The sequence below is a fragment of the Paracholeplasma manati genome, from assembly GCF_025742995.1.
Lineage (GTDB): Bacteria > Bacillota_I > Bacilli_A > Acholeplasmatales > UBA5453 > Paracholeplasma > Paracholeplasma manati.
Window position 1 is genome coordinate 12145 of the sequence record NZ_JAOVQM010000006.1, and the last position, 24023, is coordinate 36167.

15 protein-coding genes are annotated in these 24023 nt (G+C 36.6%); 5 read left to right on the forward strand and 10 right to left on the reverse strand.

The window, feature by feature from the left end; all coding sequences use genetic code 11:
- Positions 1-4 precede the first annotated feature (4 nt).
- The 4 genes from N7548_RS06825 to N7548_RS06840 all read left to right on the forward strand — a co-directional run bounded on the left by N7548_RS06825 (position 5) and on the right by N7548_RS06840 (position 3654).
- Positions 5-976: an NAD(P)/FAD-dependent oxidoreductase gene (locus tag N7548_RS06825; protein WP_263608725.1), complete on the forward strand. Its 972-nt coding sequence runs from the start codon at positions 5-7 to the stop codon at positions 974-976.
- A 1-nt stretch (position 977) separates the two neighbouring features.
- Entirely contained in the window at positions 978-1619 is a 642-nt protein-coding gene (pdo, locus tag N7548_RS06830) for a protein disulfide oxidoreductase (protein WP_263608726.1), read from the forward strand.
- 87 nt (positions 1620-1706) lie between these two features.
- Positions 1707-2777: a butyrate kinase gene (buk, locus tag N7548_RS06835; RefSeq protein WP_263608727.1), complete on the forward strand. Its 1071-nt coding sequence runs from the start codon at positions 1707-1709 to the stop codon at positions 2775-2777.
- A complete protein-coding gene (locus N7548_RS06840) occupies positions 2770-3654 on the forward strand; it encodes a phosphate acyltransferase (RefSeq protein WP_263608728.1) in 885 nt (294 codons plus the stop codon). Before buk ends, N7548_RS06840 begins: the two co-directional genes overlap by 8 nt.
- A gap of 39 nt (positions 3655-3693) precedes the next feature.
- Here N7548_RS06840 and N7548_RS06845 read toward each other — a convergent pair whose 3' ends face one another.
- The 3 genes from N7548_RS06845 to N7548_RS06855 are packed head-to-tail and all read right to left on the reverse strand — an operon-like array spanning position 3694 to position 6511.
- The gene (locus N7548_RS06845) at positions 3694-4761 is read right to left on the reverse strand and encodes an endonuclease/exonuclease/phosphatase family protein (RefSeq protein WP_263608729.1); all 1068 of its coding nucleotides are present in this window, start codon (positions 4759-4761) and stop codon (positions 3694-3696) included.
- 30 nt (positions 4762-4791) lie between these two features.
- Entirely contained in the window at positions 4792-5625 is an 834-nt protein-coding gene (locus N7548_RS06850) for an RluA family pseudouridine synthase (RefSeq protein ID WP_263608730.1), read from the reverse strand.
- Position 5626: 1 nt separating this feature from the next.
- On the reverse strand, positions 5627-6511 hold the full coding sequence (locus tag N7548_RS06855; RefSeq protein ID WP_263608731.1) for an RsmB/NOP family class I SAM-dependent RNA methyltransferase: 885 nt from the start codon (positions 6509-6511) through the stop codon (positions 5627-5629).
- A 196-nt stretch (positions 6512-6707) separates the two neighbouring features.
- Between N7548_RS06855 and N7548_RS06860 the strand changes: the two genes are divergently transcribed.
- Positions 6708-7235: a phosphatidylglycerophosphatase A family protein gene (locus N7548_RS06860; RefSeq protein ID WP_263608732.1), complete on the forward strand. Its 528-nt coding sequence runs from the start codon at positions 6708-6710 to the stop codon at positions 7233-7235.
- 348 nt (positions 7236-7583) lie between these two features.
- Here N7548_RS06860 and N7548_RS06865 read toward each other — a convergent pair whose 3' ends face one another.
- The 7 genes from N7548_RS06865 to N7548_RS06895 form a co-directional block, all read right to left on the reverse strand.
- Positions 7584-11129: an InlB B-repeat-containing protein gene (locus tag N7548_RS06865; RefSeq protein WP_263608733.1), complete on the reverse strand. Its 3546-nt coding sequence runs from the start codon at positions 11127-11129 to the stop codon at positions 7584-7586.
- A 172-nt stretch (positions 11130-11301) separates the two neighbouring features.
- Entirely contained in the window at positions 11302-12654 is a 1353-nt protein-coding gene (locus N7548_RS06870; RefSeq protein WP_263608734.1) for an amidase family protein, read from the reverse strand.
- A 14-nt stretch (positions 12655-12668) separates the two neighbouring features.
- A complete protein-coding gene (locus tag N7548_RS06875) occupies positions 12669-14051 on the reverse strand; it encodes a family 4 glycosyl hydrolase (protein WP_263608735.1) in 1383 nt (460 codons plus the stop codon).
- Between the two features lie 293 nt (positions 14052-14344).
- Positions 14345-15226: a nucleotidyl transferase AbiEii/AbiGii toxin family protein gene (locus tag N7548_RS06880; protein WP_263608736.1), complete on the reverse strand. Its 882-nt coding sequence runs from the start codon at positions 15224-15226 to the stop codon at positions 14345-14347.
- Positions 15223-15813, reverse strand: coding sequence for a type IV toxin-antitoxin system AbiEi family antitoxin domain-containing protein (locus tag N7548_RS06885; protein ID WP_263608737.1), 591 nt, complete (start codon positions 15811-15813; stop codon positions 15223-15225). The genes N7548_RS06880 and N7548_RS06885 overlap by 4 nt, the downstream gene beginning before the upstream one ends.
- Before the next feature lie 478 nt (positions 15814-16291).
- On the reverse strand, positions 16292-16426 hold the full coding sequence (locus tag N7548_RS06890; RefSeq protein ID WP_263608777.1) for an ATP-binding cassette domain-containing protein: 135 nt from the start codon (positions 16424-16426) through the stop codon (positions 16292-16294).
- An 865-nt stretch (positions 16427-17291) separates the two neighbouring features.
- On the reverse strand, positions 17292-24014 hold the full coding sequence (locus tag N7548_RS06895; protein WP_263608738.1) for an RHS repeat-associated core domain-containing protein: 6723 nt from the start codon (positions 24012-24014) through the stop codon (positions 17292-17294).
- Between the last annotated feature and the right edge of the window lie 9 nt (positions 24015-24023).

The window sequence follows — 24023 nt, forward strand, 5'->3', positions numbered from 1 at the left end:
TTTTATGATGTTTAATTTCCAAATTGAAAAACCAAAAACCGCTTTAATCGATTATCAAACCACATACGATTTCATTGCATTAGGGTTAGGACCCGCTGGCATGAATGGCGCTCTTTACGCGAAACGAAAAGGGTTGAAAACATTGTTGGTTGGGTATGATTTAGGCGGACAACTCAATAATACTTCGGACGTCGATAACTATCTTGGGTTAGGCAATGTCGATGCGAGTGTCATGATTCAAAAATTCAAAGAACACATCACCGCACTTGAAGTACCGATGCTTACCGAAGTGAAAGTCACATCGATTCAAAAAAACGATGTATTCGAAATCTCACTCGATAATGGAGAAATTCTTAAAACAAAGACACTATTATATGCATTTGGTGGTAACCCTCGTAAACTCGGTATCCCTGGTGAACAAGCATATGCTTCTAAAGGGGTCTCCTACTGCGTGACCTGTGACGCCCCATTCTTTAAGAAGAAACATGTCATCGTAGCAGGTGGCGGTAACAGTGCTTTAGACGCAGTGATTGATTTATCCAGAATCGCATCCAAAGTTACAATCGTTCATCGCAGTCAATTCAAGGGTGACCAAACCACCATTGATCAAATCAAAGCATTGCCCAATGTGGACATCCACTTAGAAACACAAATTCTTGAAGTTCAAGGGGATATCACAATGACTGGTGTTCGTGTTTTAGATAAAAAGACACAGACCGAGTCCTTCATTGAAGCTGATGGCATATTCATCGAAATCGGCCATATCCCAAACTCATCCTTACTCGAAGGTTTGGTTGACTTAAACGATGCCAAAGAAATCAAGGTTGATCGTTTCCAACAAACCTCGGTACCTGGTTTATATGCAGCAGGCGATGTGACGGATAATCCCAACAAGCAAATCATCATCGCCACTTCAGAAGGCGCTGTTGCTGCCTTAAGTGCAACCTCATTCATCAATCAAAAAGGAGATAAATAAGATGGAAAAACTATTTTCACAAGATGTAGCGAATCAAATTAAAGACATTTTTAAAGGGATGGTCAACCCAATCACCATCAAATTATACGTCGATGGCAACTGTGATACATGCCAAGAAACCACACAATTATTGACAGAAACTGCTGAACTTTCTGACAAAATCAATTTAGACGTCATTGAACTTGCCGATGCCGGTGATGACTTAGTGACTTATGGGATTGAAAGAACCCCAGCATTCATTTTCTTAGATGACAAAGGTGCGTATCGTGGCGTGAAGTTCAACGGGATTCCTGCGGGTCATGAAATCAATTCCTTCATTTCAGCCATCATGGAAATGTCTGGTGTTGAATTCAAATTCTCTGATAAAGTTTTAGAAAGAATCGCGAAAATCAACAAACCTGTAGACATCAAAGTATTCGTTACCCTAAGCTGCCCACACTGCCCAGGTGCAGTTCAAACCGCTCACCGCTTAGCGATGCTCAACAGTAACGTTAAAGGTGAAATGATTGAAGCCCAAACCTTCTATGATTTGTCTACGAAGTATAATGTCTCTGGTGTACCAAAAATTGTCATCAATGACAAGATTGAACTGCTTGGTAACCAACCTGTTGAAGAATTCTTAAAGAAAATCGAATCCTTATAAGATGAAGCCCGATTGGGCTTTTTTTCTTAGAAAAATGGCTATTTATTGGTATAATACAAGTAGATAATTCGATTTCAAGGAGCCCATATGACACATAAATTATTGATCATCAACCCAGGTTCTACTTCAACCAAAGTAGCCTTATTTGAAAATCAAACCCAAGTGATTAAAAAATCCATTGCTCATGACCCAACGACTTTAAAACAATTTAAACGGATGATTGACCAGTATGGTTTTAGAAAACAAGCCATTCTTGACTTTATCAGTGAAGCGGGCTATGATGTCAACCAAATGACCGCTGTAGTTGGTCGAGGTGGTCTACTCAAACCTCTAGCATCCGGTACATACCGAGTCAACGAAGCGATGATATCCGATTTAAGAAACGCGATTCGCGGTGAACACGCATCGAATTTGGGTGCCTTAATCGCGGACGCGATTGCGAAACCACTATCGATTCCAGCTTTCATCGTTGACCCCGTGGTTGTCGATGAAATGCATGATTTAGCTCGTTATACCGGCATGAAAGAAATCGAACGTGTGTCGACATTCCACGCTTTAAATCAAAAAGCGGTTGCGAAAAGAGCAGCGAAAGATTTGGGTAAACCTTATGAATCATTAAACCTCATCATTGCCCATTTAGGTGGGGGTATTTCCGTCGGTAGTCATGAGCAGGGTAAAGTCATCGACGTCAACAATGCATTAGATGGCGATGGACCAATGTCGCCTGAACGCAGTGGTTCGGTACCATTGGGTCCACTTTATAAAATGTGTTTTTCTGGTCAATATACCTTAGAAGATATTAAACGTAAAAACTATGGCGAAGGTGGGATGGTAGCTTATTTAGGCACCAATGATGGGATGGAAATCATGAAACGCATCCAATCTGGTGACCCACTCGCAACCAAGATTCACGAAGTCATGTGCTATCAAATATCGAAAGAAATTGGTGCGGCTTCGACAGTGCTTAAAGGACAGGTAGACGCCATCATTTTAACCGGTGGATTTGCTTATAATAAACTCACTACTGATTTGATTACGTCACGTGTATCCTTTATCGCACCAGTTCATATATATCCTGGTGAAGATGAAATGCTGGCGTTAGCTGAAGGGGCTTTACGTGTACTCAACCAACAAGAGGAGGTTAAAGTCTATGCCTAAAACCATCCAAGACTTGATTGAATTAGCCAAAAATAAACCACAAAAGCGATTGGTCGTGGCGGTTGCGAATGACCCTTATGTATTAAAAGCCGTTGAACATGCCAGACAAGTATTGAATATTAAACCCATTTTGGTTGGCGATGAGATTGCCATTACGCATGAACTACAAGCCCTCCATTATGATATAAAAGCCTATCAAATCGTCGATGAACCCAATGGCGTTTTGGCTTGTAAACAAGCCGCTTACATGATTCGTCAAGGCGAAGGTGATATCTTGATGAAAGGTTTGATTGATACGTCGATTTTGCTTAAAGCAGTACTGGATAAAGAATTCGGTATCCGTGGTCCGAGACGTCTATCACACATCACTTTATTGGAACTCAAACATTATCACAAACTACTCCTTTTATCAGACGCTGCGATGAATATCGCTCCAGATGTTGAACTTAAAAAAGAAATCATCCTAAATGGCGTGGAAGTCCTCCACAAAATCGGCATTGAAAAGCCGAATGTGGGTGTGATTGCAGCGGTCGAAAAAGTCAATCCGAAGATGGTTGCAACCACCGATGCACAAGCATTAATCGAATCTCACACCGATGTTTCTTATCAAATTGGTGGTCCATTTGGTCTTGATAACGCCATCAATAAAGAGGCAGCGTTACACAAAGGGGTTAATGACCCTATGGCAGGTGAAGTCGATTTCTTATTGATGCCTGCCATTGAAGCTGGCAATATCTTATATAAAGCATTGATGTTTTTATCGGATGCGAAAAGCGCGAGTGTCGTTTGTGGTGCTACACACCCCATTGTATTAACCTCTCGTGCCGATAGCGATGAAACCAAATTTAACTCTATCGCACTTGCAGCCTTACTTTAATAATAAAGGACGCCCATTTTAACTGAGCGTCCCTTTTTTTTAGTTCAATGTAACTGTCATGAATACAGGGTTGTGATCGCTGTATTTAAAGTTGTCTTGAATGACAGATACGTTATTGACCGTGATGTTATTTGAAACAATGAACCCATCGATGATGTAATATTGATTTAAATCACTCGTTGGTTCATAGGGTTGATTCAGCAAACGACAGGTCGGTTCGGTGATGTCAATACCCCATTGGTATCCGGCAGGTAAGAAACTGGATTCGATCGGATAGGCTTGATATAAACCCGGTTTGGTTGGATACACATCTACCGCTGTTGGGAAAGTCTGATTGAAGTCCCCACCAATGATGACATAATTGCCTAAAGCGGTTTGTGCTTCCATGAATGCTTTCAAATAAGCCATTTCTTGAGCTCGTAAGGAACCATCGCCATCATACGCAGACATGTGTAGATTAACAACTACCAATTGCTTTGTAGACCCTGTAATTGTATAGGTGTTGACCATCATGGCACGTTTCAAGTTCGCGACCCTGAGTGGCCAACTGAATTCACCTGGGAATTGATGACGCTCTGAGGATTCTACTTTGAAACGACCTAGGGTTTGTATCCCACTTTTTACCGGTCCAATATAATCGGTTAACGACACTGGGAATGGCACGAATACAGCGTTAAAGTTGTATGCGAAAGTCGAATGATAATTGGGTAACAAGTCTTGATAATGCGTCACTTGATTTAAATTGAAACTTCTTCTTGCTTTTAAATCCACTTCTTGAAGTAAATAGAAATCGGCTTCGTGGGCACTGATTAAACCTTCGATACCAGCTAAATAGGCTTCAACGACATCTTGACTGTCTGGTCGACCTTTTTGGCCACCATCCATCACAAAATCTTCATCTTCGCCCAATCCGGCATAGCCTGTATTGAATGTCATGAAAGATAAATTTTGATTGGTTGCTACCTGTTGGGTAGGATTTTGTTCAATTTCTACCGTTTCAATGGGTGCTGGTTTATATTCGGTTAAGGTTAAATATCCAATAAAACCACCAGCCAATAAAACAATTAAAACAACGACTTTAAGGATGAATTTCAATATTTTTTTCATATATATACCGTCCTAATTTTTATTTTACCACTAAAATGGTACTTTCGATTCAAAGTTCACTTTTACTAAAGAAGTTGGGTGAACAAATGAAACTTGATGAAAATGTAACGCAAGTCGTTCATAAGATAATCCACCATACAGTTTATCCCCTAAAATAGGGTGTCCAATGAATGCGAGGTGGACTCGAATTTGGTGTTTACGACCGCCCAGTATCGATACTTTTAACCGTGCATAATCTGGGTTTTGTTCTATGACTTCATATAAACTTAACGCAGATTGTCCTTGATCGTTTATGATTTGCTTATCTTCATGTCTGCTCGCACCAATGGCTTTATCGATGCGTCCTTTTTTTTGTCTGAGGTTGGGTGTTGTTAACGCCACATACGTCTTTTCCATTTGATGACTTTCAAATAAATAAGATAAATAACTCAACGCTAAAATGTGTTTGGCGTAGATGACCATCCCAGACGTATCTTTATCCAAACGATGGGCCGGAAGTACTTCTTGTTTATAGCCTTTTCTAGCCATATAATAGGTTACCCTTTGGTTTAAATCGTCTTTCGCAATCCCATCGGTATGGACCAATAAATCAATGGGTTTATTAACGATCAATAAATCATCATCTTCATAGATGACTTCGATGGGTGCTTTCGCAGCCATCGGTAAAATCATATCTTCTAATTCAATGGTAATGGTTTGTCCTTGTTCGATATGGTGTTGGGTGACTGCTTTCTTCCCATCGATATACACCCCTTGTAAGGTGAGTTTGTATTGGTTTTTCTTACCCACATGGTAAAAATCAAAAAAATCCTTGAGGGTTTTTTGATGGAAACTTGGGTGTACTTTTATGTTTAATGTGGCCATGTTATTTTTTCCTCAATAAGGCGATGAAAAAGCCTTCATATAATGCACTCGGCATCACGGTGATGACACCAGGGATATCCGATGGTAATACGCCTTCAATGTTTAAATCGATCGGAACGATGTCGACTTTATTCGTTTTTAAGGCGAATTTGACGATGTCTTCATTTTCTGATTTTAAGATCGAACAGGTGGAATACACCATGGTTTGTTTTGGTTTTAAGAGTTCAATCGCTTTTAATATCAGTGCTTTTTGGGTTTGAATCGATTTTTGAATCAAGTGATCTGTAAAGTTTTGTAAATGCTTTTCATGATTTAAATCCAGTGTGCCTGATCCACTACATGGGGCGTCTAAAAGGATATGATCAAACCGAAAAAAATCATCCAGTTGTCTTGCATCCTTGGTGATGACCGTCACTTTGGTTGCGCCTTGTTTATCCAAATTGTACTTGAGTTTTTGAGCTCGAATTGGATTTTGTTCACAGGCTGTGATGGTGCACAATCCATGTGTTAAAGCAGCCATTTGGGTGGTTTTTCCTCCTGGGGCTGCTGCCATATCTAATATATCCCCTTTTTGAGGGTTTAATACAATGGGGGGTAACATCGAGGAAAGACTTTGCAGGTAGATGTGTCCTTGGTCATAAATATCTAACGATTGAAGGTCTTGTTCATGACCTTCATTTAATATAAATGCGATTTCACTGAAATCTACTGGCGTGACCATTAAGCCCTGCTTTTCAAGTGTACTTAATACTGCTTCTATAGAAGACTTGAGGGTATTTATACGAAATGTGACTTTTTTAGGCGCTTTTAACCCTGCCATAATTGCTTCAACATGGTTTGGATAATAGGATTTAATTTTACTTTCAATGAAGTCAATGGTTGACATACTTAACCTCGTTTTAGTGTATACATCCATCATATCATTATTTCAGTAAAAACGCTTATCTAAATTCTTTGGATAGACAGCATAAATACGACATTTTCAAAAAGATTATAACCAAAATATCCATAAAAGCATTGACATTCAAAATAGACGTGTTATAATAAACTTCCCTCACAAAAATAGGAAAGGAGGCCTACCCATGAGTGAAACTACTTTAAGTAAAAAAGAGTACAACCGTTTGAATGATACAAAGAAATACGACATCATCAAACAACGTTTAAAAGACCGTGGTGTTGAATTGATTGATATCGCGAAAATCACGTTTGACCTTCAAAAACCATACGTTCAAAACCTTACCATTGAACTTTGTTTAGAACATGTTGACCGTGTCATTTTAAAACGTGAAGTTCAACACGCCGTATTGGTTGGTATCGAACTCGATGTGCTTGCTGAACAAAAAATAATCAGCGAACCACTACTCTCGATGATGCTTGGTGACTATGGTCTATTTGGTATCGATGAGATTTTGGCACTCTCGATTGTCAATGTCTATGGTTCGATTGGTTTGACCAATTTCGGTTATGTCGATAAACTCAAACCTGGTATCATCGGTACAATTGATGAAGCCGGTAAGGAAGAAGGGCATTGCAATACGTTCTTAGACGATATTATTGGTGCCATCGCATCCGCAGCAGCCAGTTCCATCGCACACAAATACGCGACATAAAAAAACAGGGCCCACCTAAAGTGACCCTGTTTTTTCTTATTTCAGAATGGTATTTTTAACTACTTTTTTACCGGCTTTTTTAGCATTTCTGATCGCATTTTTCTTGAGGTGTGTACCACGTGAATCTTTGCCATGAACTTGCATGAGTGTTCTCCTTCATAAAACGGATTTATCTAACGATTTAACCCATACCTATTCTACGCCTTTTCATTTAAAAACGCCACACTTTTGTGTGAAAAATGAAAAGATTTTTTTATGACATCCAAAACAGGCTATAAGCCTATACTTTCCTTTAAACAAAAAGTCAGTATTTACCTTAACAAAGGCGAATACTGACTTTTGGTTATATTAGGATACGTTAACGTTTAAAACCGCTTGAGTACTGTTATTATTGAATGCTTGGGCGATTTCAATGGTGACATTGATGGCACCACCTTGGCTCCAACGATAGGTACTTAAATTGATTGACCCTGAAGTGAGAATATCGGATTGTGCGATACCACTGTTTGAGGCTGTTGGAATCGATGCGTTGAAATCTGCTTCTAACAATTCAACTATGAAATTAGATGTGCCGCTGTTGTTTCTTAAGAAGTATTCTCCCCAATAGGTATTGTTCGAATTCATTCTCGCATCCACATGATAAATCACGATGCCAGCGTTGTCTAATACATAAGGTGTACCTAAATGTCCTGTATACAACCCATTTGGTGTATAGAACATGATTAATAAGTACTCATCGAAGGCATTACCATCGTTTAAATCGTTTGAATTGTATGGAATCAATAAAGTGTTATTAAGACCATCGTTATCGGTTGAATACGCGTCTAGGGTGACTTGATAAGAACCTGTGGTCGCGAGGAGTGGTTGTAACCAACCGTAAACCATCTTATTGAATGGACCATGATCCCCTGAGTTGTAATCCATCATATCGAATCCACCCACAGGACCAAATTGTAAGGTGTCTGAATATGGGTATAAGTCAGGCATACCCATCAAGTGTCCTAATTCATGGACAAAGGTTTCTGCATTGACAACCAATCCGGATAAACCTTGAAGTGGGTCATTGATGAATGTATAACTTGCCCAGAAATAATAATCAAACTTCTTCCCGTCAAGTAAATCCAAGCTATTCGCAACCCCATATTGGGCACTGTAAACCCATGCCCACCATGGATCGGAATCAGAATACGCTACGGAATAGATGAAAATAACAGCGTCGATTTGACCATCATTATTCGAATCGTATTGGCTATAATCGATTTGGCTGTTTAACCCATTTAAAGCTTCAACGATGGCGTATTGATCGCCTTCATCACTGAACCCTTGATAATAGGATTTATTGTTGATGGTGGTATACTTCGGTGCGATGTCAAAGGTAATATCTAAACTACCCCATGAACTGGTGTAATAGTAGGACGCAACCGATTGCCAACCGGTAGCGGCTGCTGTACCGTTAAATACCAAGTCTAATTTAGAAGCATAATCGCTTGGGAACGGATTGTCTTTGATTTCAACCGGAATGACTAAAACATCAAATGTCCCCGTTGAAGGCAATCCAGATTTACCGAAGGTTGCTACTTCATATTGATTGATGGTTTGACGTGTTGTTAATGTAGATAAATTGGCAGGTTCAACCACAGGGTCAAACTTCCAAACACGCACTTCGATGGTTGTGCCATTGGTAACGACATAAACGGCATAAGCTAAATCGTTATTGATTTCCAATGAATAGACATTTTGACCACGACTTGAACTCAATACAGAATCAAGTAGATAGCCTTTTAACAATAAACTTTGAATATAGTTGTTCACACGGGTTTGATGATCTGCATAAGCAAAATCACCAGTCACTTTATATTCTGAGTTGTTGATTTTAGATAAAACAAAGTTGGTAATGCCTTCAAGTTCAGGTAGTAAGGTTGCTAACGAAGATTCGTTAAGGTTTCCACCTAAGACTTGAATCATATCTGACCAAGATTCAATCGCTGGAGCGGTTGAACCAGTTAATAACTGTACGGTTGAAATCTTCACTTGTCCACCATTGCTGGTTTCGCCATTACCGACGAATAATAATCTGAATTTAGACGCATTGACATTCGCAATCGTGATGGTCTTCATATCTGTAGAAAGTTGACTGTAGAAATCGCCTCCCGCAAGGTCTACCCATGCAGAACCATTCCATGTTTGAACTTTCGCACCTGCTAGACGTGGTGAGAACCCGTCTCTCGCTTCAATTTCGAATGAGATGGATTGAATCACTTGACCTAAAGTATCGATTTCAAGGTATGTCACAGGGTTCGCATTACCACTGACAGAGGCTGCGAAAATGAACCCGTTGGTCAATCCACCTGGTGGGGTTGCTGTAATATTTGCCAAATGACTAACCTTAACGATGACTTTGCCTTCACTACCCGGGAAGGTAATGGTTTGGTCTAGTGTATCTTTATAACTGCCTGCAACACTAGCGGTGGTGTCTTGAACATTAAATGCGTAGTAGACACCTTCTACTGGGTCGACTGGACCACTGCCAGCTTCACCATAAATACCAATACCATAGACCATTTGTCCTGGATAGGTTTCATCGTCAGCATAAACATATAAGAAATAATCGCCAATCACCCATGACTCTTCAACATCGTCATAAGGTAATAAAGCATCCAATAAATCCATATAAGCTAAAGCATCGGCTTCAACCCAGTCAAAAATATCGATGTATACTTCTTTGGTTGTGCCTTCAGAAAAATCAACCAATTCTGCATCATTGGTTTGGAATGCTGGCATTGCAGCGTAAATATCATAACCAAACAACGCATTGAGTGCAGCTGGGTCATAATCGGCTTTATCGCCACCACCTTGTTCAACGTTGCCGTAAAGAACAATGCCATAAACGACTAGACCTGGGTATGTATCTGGGTCTTCATATAAATAAATGAAATAATCCCCAACTACCCAAGATTCTTCGGTATCATCGTAGGTAAGATTTTGATCCATGAGTGCGATATAAGCATCTGCATCTTCTGAATCCCAATCGAAGAAATCGATATAAACTTCAAACCAGGTTGGATCGCTCGCATCAATCAATAAGTAATCTTGGCTAACGACTCCTGGCATCAACGCATAAACATCAAAACCAAAAATGGTATTGAGTGCAGTCGGTGTAAAAGCAACCCCTGCATATTTTGATGTCATGGTATAGGTTGCGACATAAGTTTGATCGCCTGAAACAACAGATAATGCTGGTGACCAACCTGCAAAGGTAAATGTATGGGTTTCGGTTTCTGCTTTGGTTGGAATACCATCATAAGCAGGCATCGAGCCTTGAGCAACCGCTTCGGTCTTTAATACAGACCCATCTTCATTTTGCCAAGTGATGTTGTAAGTAATGCTGGTATCTAAGGACCATTTCGCGTAAAGTTCGACATTGGCTTTAGAACCGGCTGGGATGCTTGTGACTACTTGTGTCAATTGAGCATCTTTATGCCATCCAGCAAAGACATATCCACTTCTGGTTGGATTTTGTAGATTCACGGTATCTAAAATCGTGAAACTACTTGGGTTACCACTCGCATTGACGCCTTCATTTAAGTGGTAAGTGATGCTATAATTAACCAATTCCCATTTCGCATAAAGCGTTACGGATTTATCAATGTTTACAGTCAATGCAGATGAAGCATCGAGTGAAGCATTGGTGAACCATCCAACAAAGGTATACCCTTCTCTGGTGGTTGTGAATTGACTCAATCGAGTGATGTCATATTCACCACTAAATTCGATTGCGTCAATGGTGGTTCCTTGGTTGGTTTCGAATGTGATTTTTTGAAGGCTACTTTGATCACAAGCTACCAATCCGAAAGAGACCAACAATAATGCCAAAACGGCCATTATTTTCTTCATAATAAAAACCTCTTTCTAGTACATTTCTTATACTGATGTAAACACTATGATATCACTAATTATAAATAATTAAAAGCATTTTATCGTAAAAAATTATTAAATCCAAAATCCAATCAAAAAACACCCCTAAAGGTGTCATTTTGATTTGTGATTTATTGAATTTCTTTCTCAATCATTTCTGACGTTCATATTGATGACATAACCTTAAGAGTGTTTCATCATCGTCTTTTTTACCGACAAATACCATCGCTTTGGGTTTCCCTGAATAAATCCCTTCTGGGATACAAACCGAAGGGTTACCATAAATAGGTGCATAAGATAGCCAAAATGGGGAAGCGACCGCGATTAAATCTTGTTCAATCATGATACGTTCTAAATACCCTGCTTTATCCAGCAAATCGGCTCTTTTTTCTAGGTAGAATGCACCATTCAAATCGCCATCGGTTTCATTGGATTGTATCAAAAGACTTTGACCGTATTTTAAACAGCGTTCAGTATGCTTCTGATTAAATTCAATGATATCCGAAAGTGTTTGGTGTGGGGTATGTCCTTTAACGCGTTCAAGAAAACCGTTCATGTTCGCTTTGAATTCGATTTTAAGGGTGGGGTTATTGTCCATATTTGGGTATTCAGTACTGAATTCAACTACAGTATGACCCATCGAAACCAATCTAGTTTTGGTTTGTTCATAGACCTTTTTCGAATCCTCATCGTAAGGGTAATTGGATAGTGACAATAAACCGACCTTGGAGGGTTTTAAAGGTTTATCTAAAGCCAAAGATACCGGTTTATGGACGTGTTTTAATGTATCTGGGTCATTTGTATCAGCAAACGATAAGACATCCATCAATAAAGCACAATCAAATACGGTATTGCCCATCGGTCCTGCTGTATCTTGGGTATGTGAAATTGGGATGATACCGTATTTAGATACACGTCCGAAAGTGGGTTTGAATGAGACAATTTGGCATTGATACGCAGGGGCCATCAAGGATCCATTAGTTTCTGAACCAATACTGATGGGTATGATGCCTAATTTAACCGAGACAGCACTGCCTGTAGATGACCCATAAGGATCAATGGTTTCATCGAATGGGTGTTTGACTTGACCATGCATCGAACCATATCCAGAAGGCATATCTTCATCGCTCATGAAATAAGCAAATTCAGATAAATTCGCTTTAAATAAAGGGATGATGCCAGCTTCTAACAGTTTATCCACAATACTCGCATTGAAAGGTGGAATAAAATCATGGAAAGCATAGGAATTACAGGTCGTCGGTGTGCCATCATTGAATAAGATGTTGTCTTTAATCGCGATGGGTATCCCATGTAAAGCACTGCGTACATGACCGTTTTTTCGCTCTTCATCGAGTTTTTCTGCCCATTTCAAAGCATCCGCCCATATAGAACCAATCGCGTTTTTATCTAAGTTTTCTTGATGCTTTTGAATGGCCAGTTGAACCAATTCAACACTACTGATTTCTTGATGATTCAATTTTGAAATACAGGTTTTCAAGTCCATAGGGATACCTCTTTTTATAGTTTGATCAACTTTGTGTTTGAGTAATATGTTAAGTAAGGTTTTAGTCTTGGAACGATGTCATCAAACATCGCTTTAATGTCCGATTTGGATAAGTGTGATAGGGATACATCGTGCTCCAGTGCTTCTAAGGCATACGCTAAATCTTTATGGTCAAAGGCTTTTAATAATCGGTGATGGTTTTCGATGTGCTTCATCGTGATTTCAGCTGGAATTTCAGGCATATTGCCAGTGAACACAGGTTTGACATCGTCTCTTCTAAATACTGCATTGGTTTCCACCACATGGCCTAAAGGCAAGTTAGGAATTTGACCTTGATTGGGTATATTGATGTTTGTGATGAGTTCAGTCAAACCCAACAACGCTTTGAGTTGAAGGATGCCTTCTTCACCTGAGGGTGAAATACGAACAGATTCTAAGCCTTTTGCAATCCTTTCAGCGGATTCATTTCCCCGTTGTTTGATTTCTTTTCTTAAACTAACTGGGGTTAAAAAGAAACGCCAAGATTCGATCATCGCTTTGTCTTTCATATACCAATCGTGAGGTAAGAATTCGACCAAATGCCTGTCGCCTGCAGCAGCGATGACACCAAATCGTTTGAATAAATCCAGTTTAACTCTTTCAGCACTGCCAAATGGACCTACATGGACCCATTGATCACCGGATAACCCAACGTCGTAGTATTTATCAACAAAATCTTGATAGATTGGCATGATATCGATATCTTTATAGGAAGCATAATTGATCCATGTAAAATGATTGATCCCTTGAGGATTGATTTGAATCTCATGTCTATGGGCGTCGATACCAGTCGCTTCTTTCAGTGCTCTGGCCAATATTTTTTGAACAAAAAACACTTCATGACAATTTCCAAACGCCTTAATCTTTGGAAAGACATGATATAACATTTGAACACACATCGTCATGGGGTTTGTGAAATTGATGACCCAGGCATGGGGACAAATGCGTTCGATGGCTTTTGCGAAAGTTTCATACATCGGCATCATGATCAATGAACGAAAAACCCCAGAAGGTCCCGTGGTGTCACCAACGGTTTGATAAACACCCCAGTGTTCAGGACGATGGACATAAGTTTCCATTTCATCAAACGTGCCTGGTAAAATCGAAATGAAAACAAAATCAGCCCCAACCAAAGCTTCATCTAGGGTTTTGGATACGGAAAATGTCCACTCTCCAACCGCATTTGGTTGTTTCATCATGAGGTTACCGATGGTTGCGTTATTTACCGCAGCTTGGTAATCGATATCATATAAAATGACTTCACCACCAAGGTCTGATTCAACAGCCAAATCACTCATTAAACCCCTTGCCCATAAGCGAGACCCACCACCAATATAAGCAATTCTAATCTGTTTCATCTAAATCACCTAATTTCATATGTTTGTTTACTCAAATTGTAACACATAGATGGTTATAAAGAATAAAAACCACAAATTATTCAAAGGAAAAATTTGTGATATCATCTAGTCTATTTCGATGAAAGTAACGCAATATACATAAAATAGCACTTCATTGTTACTTACAGTACCTGTCGTAAATGGATAAATCTATGACAACCAAATGCATCGTATCTATCGAATCTTATCACATGTAATGTTTGTTGACAGACTTACATTGGCAACTTTGTCACTTCTTTTATAGTTGTTTATGCTTAATCTTTATTATCTTTCAAATCTACTTGAATATGGTTAGTAATCGATTTGAAAAAATCACGACCCCATAGGTCTAAACTATGATGATCTTTTATAAATGGTCTGATATCTGATTTGGCTATATCATAGTCAATTTCATCAAATCGCTTATCTAGGATTTCTATTAAAAATGCTCTGGTTAATTGGACATCTGCTTCTATGGTTTTTGTTTGTTTAAGTCTTGCTTCTAAGTGTTTTAGATTCACTTTTGTATCCAAACTCAAATAATAAATATAATCATATAAGTCTCTACCTTTGATGCGATTCTTCCAACCTCTAGCAATTACAGCATGGATTTTTCCAGCAAACAGAGACGATTGATCATACACCCTGACTTGATATGGAAATGGTAGTAAACGAAACTTAATTTCAGTATTTGCATACAAGGGTGGATTCACATCAACTTCAAACTTGATAATGATTTTCTCATTTTGAATAATACGACTTGAATCTGCAGAATCAGGGTAAATGGTAATAATCGTTTCCTTTGTATTGCCCTTTATGAAGGCTGAATCAATTGTTGAACCTGTTGTCTTTACTTTTTTTGACACTTCAAAACTTAACCCTAGTGAATTCACGACATCGCTTATTGGTTTAAAGTATTTACTCAAATCAAAAGCGTCGTCAGCAACAAGCAGTGAAAAATCTAAATCCTCACTAAATCTATCCATACCATAAAATATTCGTAAAGCTGTTCCACCATAAAAAGCCGCATGTGAAAAGAAATCAGTTTTTGAAAGTCCCGCTAAAACCACCTCTTGGAGCACTTCTTTGATTGCGTTCTTTTTATCTTCTATTGTTTTTGGACTATATTTATCAATCATTTGTTGGATAATTGTCATTGGATATACTCGCTTTCAATGAATTTTCTAAGGTACTTTATATTATTTGATTTATACTTATCAGATAGAAACCGTATTTCCTCAAATTTTAAATGATCAAACGATTCTTTATTTATGCGAAGGTCCTCAAATAGTACCATTTTCAATTCTTTGATACTTGTTACAGGCTTTTTTATGTATAGTAAATCACACAATGCTTTCTCAGGACTAGCCATGACGTATGCATATCCATTTTCTTCATAAACATTAACTGAGAAAGGGAAAGCAGCGCTTGGAACATCTCTATAGGTAAAAAGACCAAAGTGATTATGATAGGATTTACTTTTTCTTTTATTGAATGTAGCATTCGTATATACTACCACTCTTTCAGGAATGATATTATGAAACGAAAGTGCATACTCAAATGATAGATATGATGGCCCATAAATATATGAAGCAAGTAAGAATCCATCCACTAAAGCATTGGTTTCATAAATACCTCTTACAAGTGGGAACAAAATGCCTTTATCAATATCTCTTTTTATCTTGCCATTAACATCTGTATAGTCTTTATACATCTCTTTTAGGTTTAGTGTTGTAATAATCATGCTATTCCCTCCACTTAATTTTATTTTATACCATTATCTGGAGAAAATCAATATATACATCTGTTTGGTAGCGAATTATCCAATATTTGAAAAAAATGAAGATTTCCACTTGAATGAAAATCTCCTATAATTTAACTATAATTTTATCATTTTAAGGAAAGCAATGATATACTTTCAACGTGCGTTGAAACTACATGATTGCTTGCTTTTATGCAGTTTAATGTACATAGGAAACATGTTTTAGACTATTTTTGTTTCCTCTAACCAGACTTTTTCGAGAGTAGAAACATATTTGTACATAATTTATAAACATAATCGGTGTTATCAACTTAAGACTTATTTTGATTTGATAATTCCAATTTTCCATCCTTTAAGTTTAAAACTTTATCACACACAGATAATAAAAAATCATCATTTGTCACCAATATTACTGTTACTCCAAGCGTTTAATCGATTCTAACCAATTCATTCAAGACAATTATTGTGTTTGTTTATCAAGGTTCGCGGTTGGATCATCGGCTAGAATCATTAGCGGATCATTTATGATTGATCTTGCGAGTGAAAATCTCTGCTTTCCACCACCCGAAAGTTTTTTGTGTTTTGATTCATCAATTTATCTATTCCAAGTAAACTCGAAATATATATTGTTTTATCTTCATAACCTTTCTTTTTGTTTTTGTCTACATGTAAAATCGGTAACAGAAGATTTTATTTAACAGATAAATAAGGAATTAATAAATATTCTTGGAAAACAAACCCGTTGTTCCTATTTCTAAACTTGGCAAGTACACGAGCCATAGTATAAGACATTTTGTATAAATGAAAATTGAATGTAAAAAAGTGGAGTCCCCCCAAAAAAAATGTACACTATTATTAATGTAGACCCTGATGGTGACAACTGATGTTAGTATTAACCGTGGTACCCGCAGCAATGCTTACAATTCAAGAACAAAAATCTTAAATCTCTATTCTATTTCAAAACTATTAATGGAACAGGCATCTAAGTCAACTCTATTAGAAGAAAATCCCTTTGAGCACACTCTGCAATAATTAGTCTTACAGATGTTTTATCAAAGGGAACTAAATGATCTTAAAATTCTACTATGTTCTTATATCATAACAATTATCACATTTATATATGATAGTAAAAGATTTTTAATTAAATATTACTTAGATACCAAAATCTTTCGAAATGAATCAGGTATTTTTTCTAAATCATTATATTTAAATGTACATGCAAGACTCTTATTAAAGATTTTCTTTCTTTTGAGAATAATATATAAGAATCCCGGTGATTTAAAATCACCGAATGCTAATGAAAAATAATTAGAGAACGACCATTTAGCATAATACAAACTCTCTATATCCTGTATTCGAATCTGTATAGGTTTTCTTCGTTTTATGAAAAGCATATCACCGCAAAACCTGATTTTTGGAAAATCAACACAATTTTGATTATTCATCTGATTCCTCCATTATTACAATACTAAACCTAACAGTTCACTAGTCAAATTTTCTAATAAGAAGTATGTTGCGCTTGCAGCTATATTCACTGCTGTGTATGTAGCCTTTGCAAATACATAAGCAGAATAAGCATTATTAAAATTTGATGCCGCTTGTCCTATTGATCTAAAAATATTAGTGTTACTAAAAGGCATTTTTGCTAAACTTTTAATGTTTTTAAGAGGACTGAATGCATTAGTTAAATTTGACTCTGCATTTTTTAACCCTGATACACCTCTAGCAATTTTGCCTGCAGATAGTCCATATTTAATTCCACCGAATAATCCTCCAGCAAGGGCACCTGCAATGGCACCAGAAAGTGCAGATTTACCCAATTCAGTTAAACTAAAATCATCAAAATCCTTTGTTATAATTTGAGTCCCGGCATTAACTAGAGCACCACTTGCTGCACCAAGAATTGCACCTGCAGCTGCTCCTCCGGCAATAGATGCTACAAGTCCGCCACCCATCGCACCTGCAAATAGAGTTCCTACTCCTGCAGTGGCTATTGTGAGTGCTACAGCGGCTACAATGAATAGCCCACCAATTACCCACTTTTGCCATTTAGGAAGATTTCCACTGTCATCTAATTTCATGACTGGGTTATTACCACAATACGAGAATAAATTTATGCCTTCGATGTTCTCAGGTTCTAAATACTGCGTACTATCCATATTAATAAACTTTGATAATAATGGACTGTAATATCTACTTTTTAAATAGTACCAACCAGTTTCAACATCATAATAGTATCCCTTGTATCTAAATGGGTTAATATTACCAATAAATGATGAACTTGTGTTCTCTGCATTAGATGAATCATAAACCTTATGATTACCCCATGCATCATATCTATATGTTACCACAATATTACCATTAATATCAATAATATTTCTAATAACCCCAAGTAGATCTCTTACATAGAAATACTTGTTTTGTTGATGATCAAATCCTACTAATTGGTTTTGCTCATTGTAGATGAAATGCATGATTTGACCATTCTTTTCTTCTGCAATGATATTAGCTCCTTGTAAATAATATTTTGTTTCAACACCATTGATGTTTTTCTTTGTTCTTAAGCCTTGCTCATTATATGAGTAGGTGAATGTATTAGTACCATCAATGATTTGTTTTAATCTTCTACCTTCCCAAGTGAGTTGTTTTGTTCCAATGGATAACGGATTCCCAACATACTTAGGATCATAGGTTATATCTAAAGGCGTTTCATTTCCACCTTCTACTGTCCCAACATAAACCAACTGATCCTCTGCATTTGTTAGAAACTCAAGTTGCTTAACCAAGTTTGTGGTTTTCCCAGCATAGAATCTCTTGAATATCATGTTCTGCTTATCGTATTCCATCTTGATGGTTTGATTAAGCACTGGATTATATTCTTCAATGAGTCTTCCCATGAAATCATACTTGTATTCATATGTTCCTTCAGGAGTATCCATTTCAGTGACATTTCCCAAATCATCATAGTTGTAATAAATGTTGTGGTTTGCTAATGTCTTCATGTGTTCAACTTCGAAAGATGTTTTAGTTTGATCACTATAAGGTCTCTTATACGTGTAGTCTGCAGTTCGTTTTGTAGTACCAATACTTAACTCATCTTTTTCTTTTCTGCCTAATACATCATATTCTGATTCATAAGCGATAGTTTGATATGAGTTTCTAATTAATGTTACTTTTGCGTCATCAAAAATTTGATCGCTATGAGCTAACATCTCAAATTGACCATTAAAGTGATATGATGGCACACTGCTGTTAATCAATGCTCCAACTGAAACTAATGCATTTTCATAACTTATAGATTTCGTTCTAGATACAACAGTATCACCATTCAAGTAAATCCATAATGATGTTTCGCTCCATCTGATGACTAGTTGATTCCATCCACTTGTGAGAATTGTATTATTTAATGTTTCTTGTTGTGCTTGAGTGAGTACAAGCTTATTGGCACTATTTACATATAAACCTAATGGTGTTTCTGTACCTTTTTGTAACGATAGAATCGTTCTTAACTCCGTGCCTACATCTACTGGTTTAAAGCGAATAGATAACATACCTGTATTCTTCATATTAAAATCATAAACCAGTTTTGCTTTTGAAGATATGAGGTCTTTATCGTTTCCATAACTACCATAGACGTGTATTTTTCTTGAATCATCATATTCAAATAATCTTGTTTTATCAAGCTTATATGTTCCTGCTTGATATCCAATACTTTCTGGATGGACACCTTTGTGCGAAACAAGAGTACCTTTAAGTGTAACAACATCTAACCCTTCATAGGCTTGATGATCATGATATAAGACACCTGAACGCTGTTTGCGAACAATAGTTCCATTAAAATATGGTAATGCAAGCGTATAAATTTTCAACATGTCTTCATCTGTATAATTGTATGCCCCAACAACAATGTGCGCTGCTTTAAAGTTTGTATTAGAACCTACTTGATTATCAGGTACATATGAACCAATACGTAAATCAGATAAATCCTTTGTCATCAATGTTGATGATAATTGTTCACTATAGACTAACAAGCCATTAGCAAAAACTTTTAAATATGTAATATCATTTTCAGTGAATACTTGCATACCCAATTTAACCCATTGGTTCAAGGTGTAATTGAATACCGATGATGCTATAGTTGTTAATACTGAAGATCCATAAGTAATTTTTATAAGTCCCTCAGGTGTTAGGTACATGATAATACTATCGTTATTACCGGTTTTACTCATAGTAATAACAGCTTGATCTGATGTTTTTGACGCTATGAATTTAAACCAGCCATAAATTGTTTTCTTTTTATCAAATCGTGTTTTCCATTCACCATAGTTAAATTTCTCACCTGAAAAACCTTGTGTAACTCTACGTTTATTTGCTAACAATAGGTTGTAATTGATATATGACCCATATGGTCCAAACGTAACAACAGGTGTTCTTAACACTACGTCGTCTTCTCTACTGATTCCTCTAGCATATGTCGATTTCAAACCGGTTTGTCCATTATGTTGACCATCAGTTACCAAGTAGTCATCATTAAAAGCTTTGTCCAATCGATTTACGAATCCATCAAAGTTGTATTGACTCGTTTCATAAGGCATGATGTATTCAAAACTTCTAATCACTCCGTTGATATCTATAATAGATTTTTGGATGGAATCAATATTATCAAATATGTATCTTTCAGATATCCCATCAGTGTTTGTTTTACGAATGAGTTTTCCACTTCTGTCATATGAATAATATGTAGTTACATTCTGATATCTAACTTCCGAGATTCGGTCTAGTTCGTCATATTTATATGTGCAACTTGGAGTTATTTCCCCATTGAAGGATACTGAAATCAATCTACCTCGTGTATCATAACCAAAAGTGTAATAATCACTATTTAAATGTGAACCAAATTTTTGAATAACAATTTGACTCTTTGAATTATAAGTATAATGAATGATCGTAGTTGAATTAATGTTAATTTTTTCTACAAGGTTTTTCGAATTATAAAAAAACTCATAATACTTACTTGGATCAATAATAATTTTCTTTAAATTTCGATTTTCATCATATTGGTAAGTTAATGACTCACTACCACTTTGAGCATCTTCACGAATAATTTTCATTAACTGATTAAATTCATTGTATTCTTTCTTATCCTTATGTCCAAGTGGGTCAGTTGTTTGAATGTGTCTAAATTCTGTATCATATAGATTAATTGATTCACGTCCAAACTCATCTGTCGATTTAACTAGTTGATTTTTTGTGTTAAATGTTTTTGAGTGGGATACCTTTCCAAGTGATGAATTCAACTCCATCGTGATTGGGTTTCCTTTAGAATCATAAACATGAACGACTTTATTACCTTTATTATCTTTAACCTCGGTCATTTGTCCCTTAGTGTCGTACTTGTAGCGATAGACTTCACCTTGTTTATTCGATGATTGAACGATTTGACCTAATGTGTTACTAATAGATTCACTTGATGTTTTTGCAGATGATTGATCCATAATGTTACCCAAATCATCGTAAGCATAGTGAGATTCATTGCTGTTTACATAAAGTTGTAGCGCATCAAATAAAAGAACATTAAATCCTCGATATTCAATCGATATCTTAATTTGTGTAAAGTCTGTTTTTGCTACAAACCCACGACTGACATTTTGCCAACCAGAATCGTTTGGTTGAAAAAAAACTGTTTGTACATCAGTAACAGTAGACTCATTAATAAATGATACAATGACTTTGGCTTCTTCATTTGTTAAGACTTTTCCTCTAAACCATCCTGAAAAAACGAGTTCATCTCCAAGTGTGCCTTTAACATCACATGTTTTAAACAACTTCTTGGTCTTTGTGAAGTCACCAATAAATCTCATTGTTCTTGATCCTACAAATATATAATATGGAAAATCTATACTTGAATCCACAATTCTATCAGATGAATCTAGATTTTCTCCTGTCCATTCTGTTGGCAATGAACCGACGCTTTCTTCAAAATATCCATTTGGAATTAGATTGAAGTTGACTGCATGTTCACTTGCAGCGAGTTGGAAATCATCAAGTAATAAATCGCCAGAAGTGTGTGATGCATATATTTCTAATTCAATTGTAGAATTGGTCGCACCAGTTGGGATAATGATGGTAGGTAATACAAATTTTTGCCATTTATTGGTGCTTCCAGTTAATGCAGATGTTGATACAGATGTAGTTACTGTATCACTTACCCATGAGTTCCCTGATTCATCTAAGATACCTGTTTCAGAGCCTTGAGCAAGTCTTAAAATCGTATAAGTGATGTTTGCCTTAACTACTGGGTTACCAGAGATATTAATTCTCTTCTCAAAACCAATAAAGGAATAACTACCTGGATTTACGTTGATCAGTTGAGTAATACGTGTTTGACCTGAACCGGTTTTTCTAACCAGAAGGCATTTGTTTCCAAACACACCACCATCCATTGTTTTCACAATATTGTTCGTATCAGTGTTTTTCTTCCACCCTTTTGTTGTAGTCTTATATTCACCAATTTGATTATCAAAACTAAAATCTACAATAAGGTTGCTTCTGTTTGGTTGAATTTCTGATTTGCTGGTTACTCTTCTTGTCGTGCCATCTAAACCTACAAGCTCATAGTCGGCTTTTATTGATTTGCCTTGATTGTCAATCTTGTGCTTAACTTGGCCGTAGTCATCAAAATACAAGTATTGTTTGTTGCCAAAAAAATCCTCAATGACAGTTTTATCTAATTCTCTAGAAAAATGTATCTGATTCAATATGTCGCCAGATGCATGTTTCTTACTCACAACAGAATAGACTATTTCTGACGCAAGTTGAAACTCTGTTCTATCATCATTTTTAACATCAACAACAGAATAGTATGGTTCACTTAAAGTAAATGTTGCTTTTTCAAGTTCGGTATAGATTTTCTCTTCAGAAGATGATTCAGGATCAAACACCCATTTGCTTAATGTGATGGAAGTAATTTCAGTTTGGTTACTATCATAAGTGATTTGCATTAATCTTTGCTCACTGATGAAATCAATTTCGGAGATTTTTCCATGGCTATTGTAGTATAAATTTACTCTTTCTCCATCAGAGTTTACAATAAATAATAGCTTATCTTTGGATGGATTCCAATAATAAGTTATCGTATCTCCAGAAGGCATCGTAACTTTTTCAATCTTGTGTGTATTGAGTTCAATCTTCATATTATCAGGATATCTTATCACGATGGATGCTTCATTACAAATCGCATATGCATAACTGGATAAGTCAACATAAACATCACTCTCTTGTGCAAAAATTCCAAATCTTTCAGCTTCAAGTCTTGTCATTTTTGTAAAGATTGATTCACTGCCATTTGGATGTACTAATAGTGCATAATGGGTTTCTAATTTTAATGCAAACTCGAAATTCGCTCTGAATTTGGGGCCTAAAAAATTTGTTTTGGTAAAGCCTGATAATGACTTATTATTTCTGAATGCAGTGAATGAAATTGGTGCATTCTTTGATGAAGTTTGAAGTTGAACTGTCTGAAAAACAAATTCTCCTGTTAAGTTATTTACATAACCAGTTCCTGGAAAACCACATTCAACTGGTGTATGACTTAAAAGTGGTTCTAATCCTTGTGTTTTCGAATCTTCTATAATGAAATATTCATAGATTCCTGTTCTTTCGATAATTGAAGGGTTATAAATCACACCTGGTGATGATTTTGTAATAGTTATTCCGTGAACTGAAATATTATTTTTCTTCCAATACTTCACTATCTCAGTTAAGTCCAACTCAACAACTTTATATGGTAAGTCATTGGGATTTTCTGGAAACCACCCAACAGGTACTAATGAAAATGGGACTAATATTCCCGCTTCATAAGTTGAAGACATTGCAGGTTTTCCTGTCCAAAGTACATCGGAGGGATCAAAATCTGATGTATTCCTATAAACAAAGTATTCAGATTTCTCAGTTGAATTTTGAAATATCGTTGTATCTTGGGATACTGCTAATCTCAATACTGCTCTACCAATTCTATCTATTTGATTTAAATCAAGCCCAATAAATTTCATGAGTACATGTTGATTACTTCCTGTTGCTAGATAGATTTTATCAATACCTTTAGCTTCAGGTTCTTGTTCATTTTGAATCACATATGTACTTTGAACACTAATTCCTTGATTATTTGTAATTCGTTTTATCATTTTTATTTT

Bases quoted from the DNA above. Each gene is read 5' to 3' on its own strand.
- N7548_RS06825 (WP_263608725.1), top strand. From the start codon at position 5: ATGATGTTTAATTTCCAAATTGAAAAACCAAAAACCGCTTTAATCGAT.
- pdo (WP_263608726.1), top strand. From the start codon at position 978: ATGGAAAAACTATTTTCACAAGATGTAGCGAATCAAATTAAAGACATT.
- buk (WP_263608727.1), top strand. From the start codon at position 1,707: ATGACACATAAATTATTGATCATCAACCCAGGTTCTACTTCAACCAAA.
- N7548_RS06840 (WP_263608728.1), top strand. From the start codon at position 2,770: ATGCCTAAAACCATCCAAGACTTGATTGAATTAGCCAAAAATAAACCA.
- N7548_RS06845 (WP_263608729.1), bottom strand. From the start codon at position 4,761: ATGAAAAAAATATTGAAATTCATCCTTAAAGTCGTTGTTTTAATTGTT.
- N7548_RS06850 (WP_263608730.1), bottom strand. From the start codon at position 5,625: ATGGCCACATTAAACATAAAAGTACACCCAAGTTTCCATCAAAAAACC.
- N7548_RS06855 (WP_263608731.1), bottom strand. From the start codon at position 6,511: ATGTCAACCATTGACTTCATTGAAAGTAAAATTAAATCCTATTATCCA.
- N7548_RS06860 (WP_263608732.1), top strand. From the start codon at position 6,708: ATGAGTGAAACTACTTTAAGTAAAAAAGAGTACAACCGTTTGAATGAT.
- N7548_RS06865 (WP_263608733.1), bottom strand. From the start codon at position 11,129: ATGAAGAAAATAATGGCCGTTTTGGCATTATTGTTGGTCTCTTTCGGA.
- N7548_RS06870 (WP_263608734.1), bottom strand. From the start codon at position 12,654: ATGGACTTGAAAACCTGTATTTCAAAATTGAATCATCAAGAAATCAGT.
- N7548_RS06875 (WP_263608735.1), bottom strand. From the start codon at position 14,051: ATGAAACAGATTAGAATTGCTTATATTGGTGGTGGGTCTCGCTTATGG.
- N7548_RS06880 (WP_263608736.1), bottom strand. From the start codon at position 15,226: ATGACAATTATCCAACAAATGATTGATAAATATAGTCCAAAAACAATA.
- N7548_RS06885 (WP_263608737.1), bottom strand. From the start codon at position 15,813: ATGATTATTACAACACTAAACCTAAAAGAGATGTATAAAGACTATACA.
- N7548_RS06895 (WP_263608738.1), bottom strand. From the start codon at position 24,014: ATGATAAAACGAATTACAAATAATCAAGGAATTAGTGTTCAAAGTACA.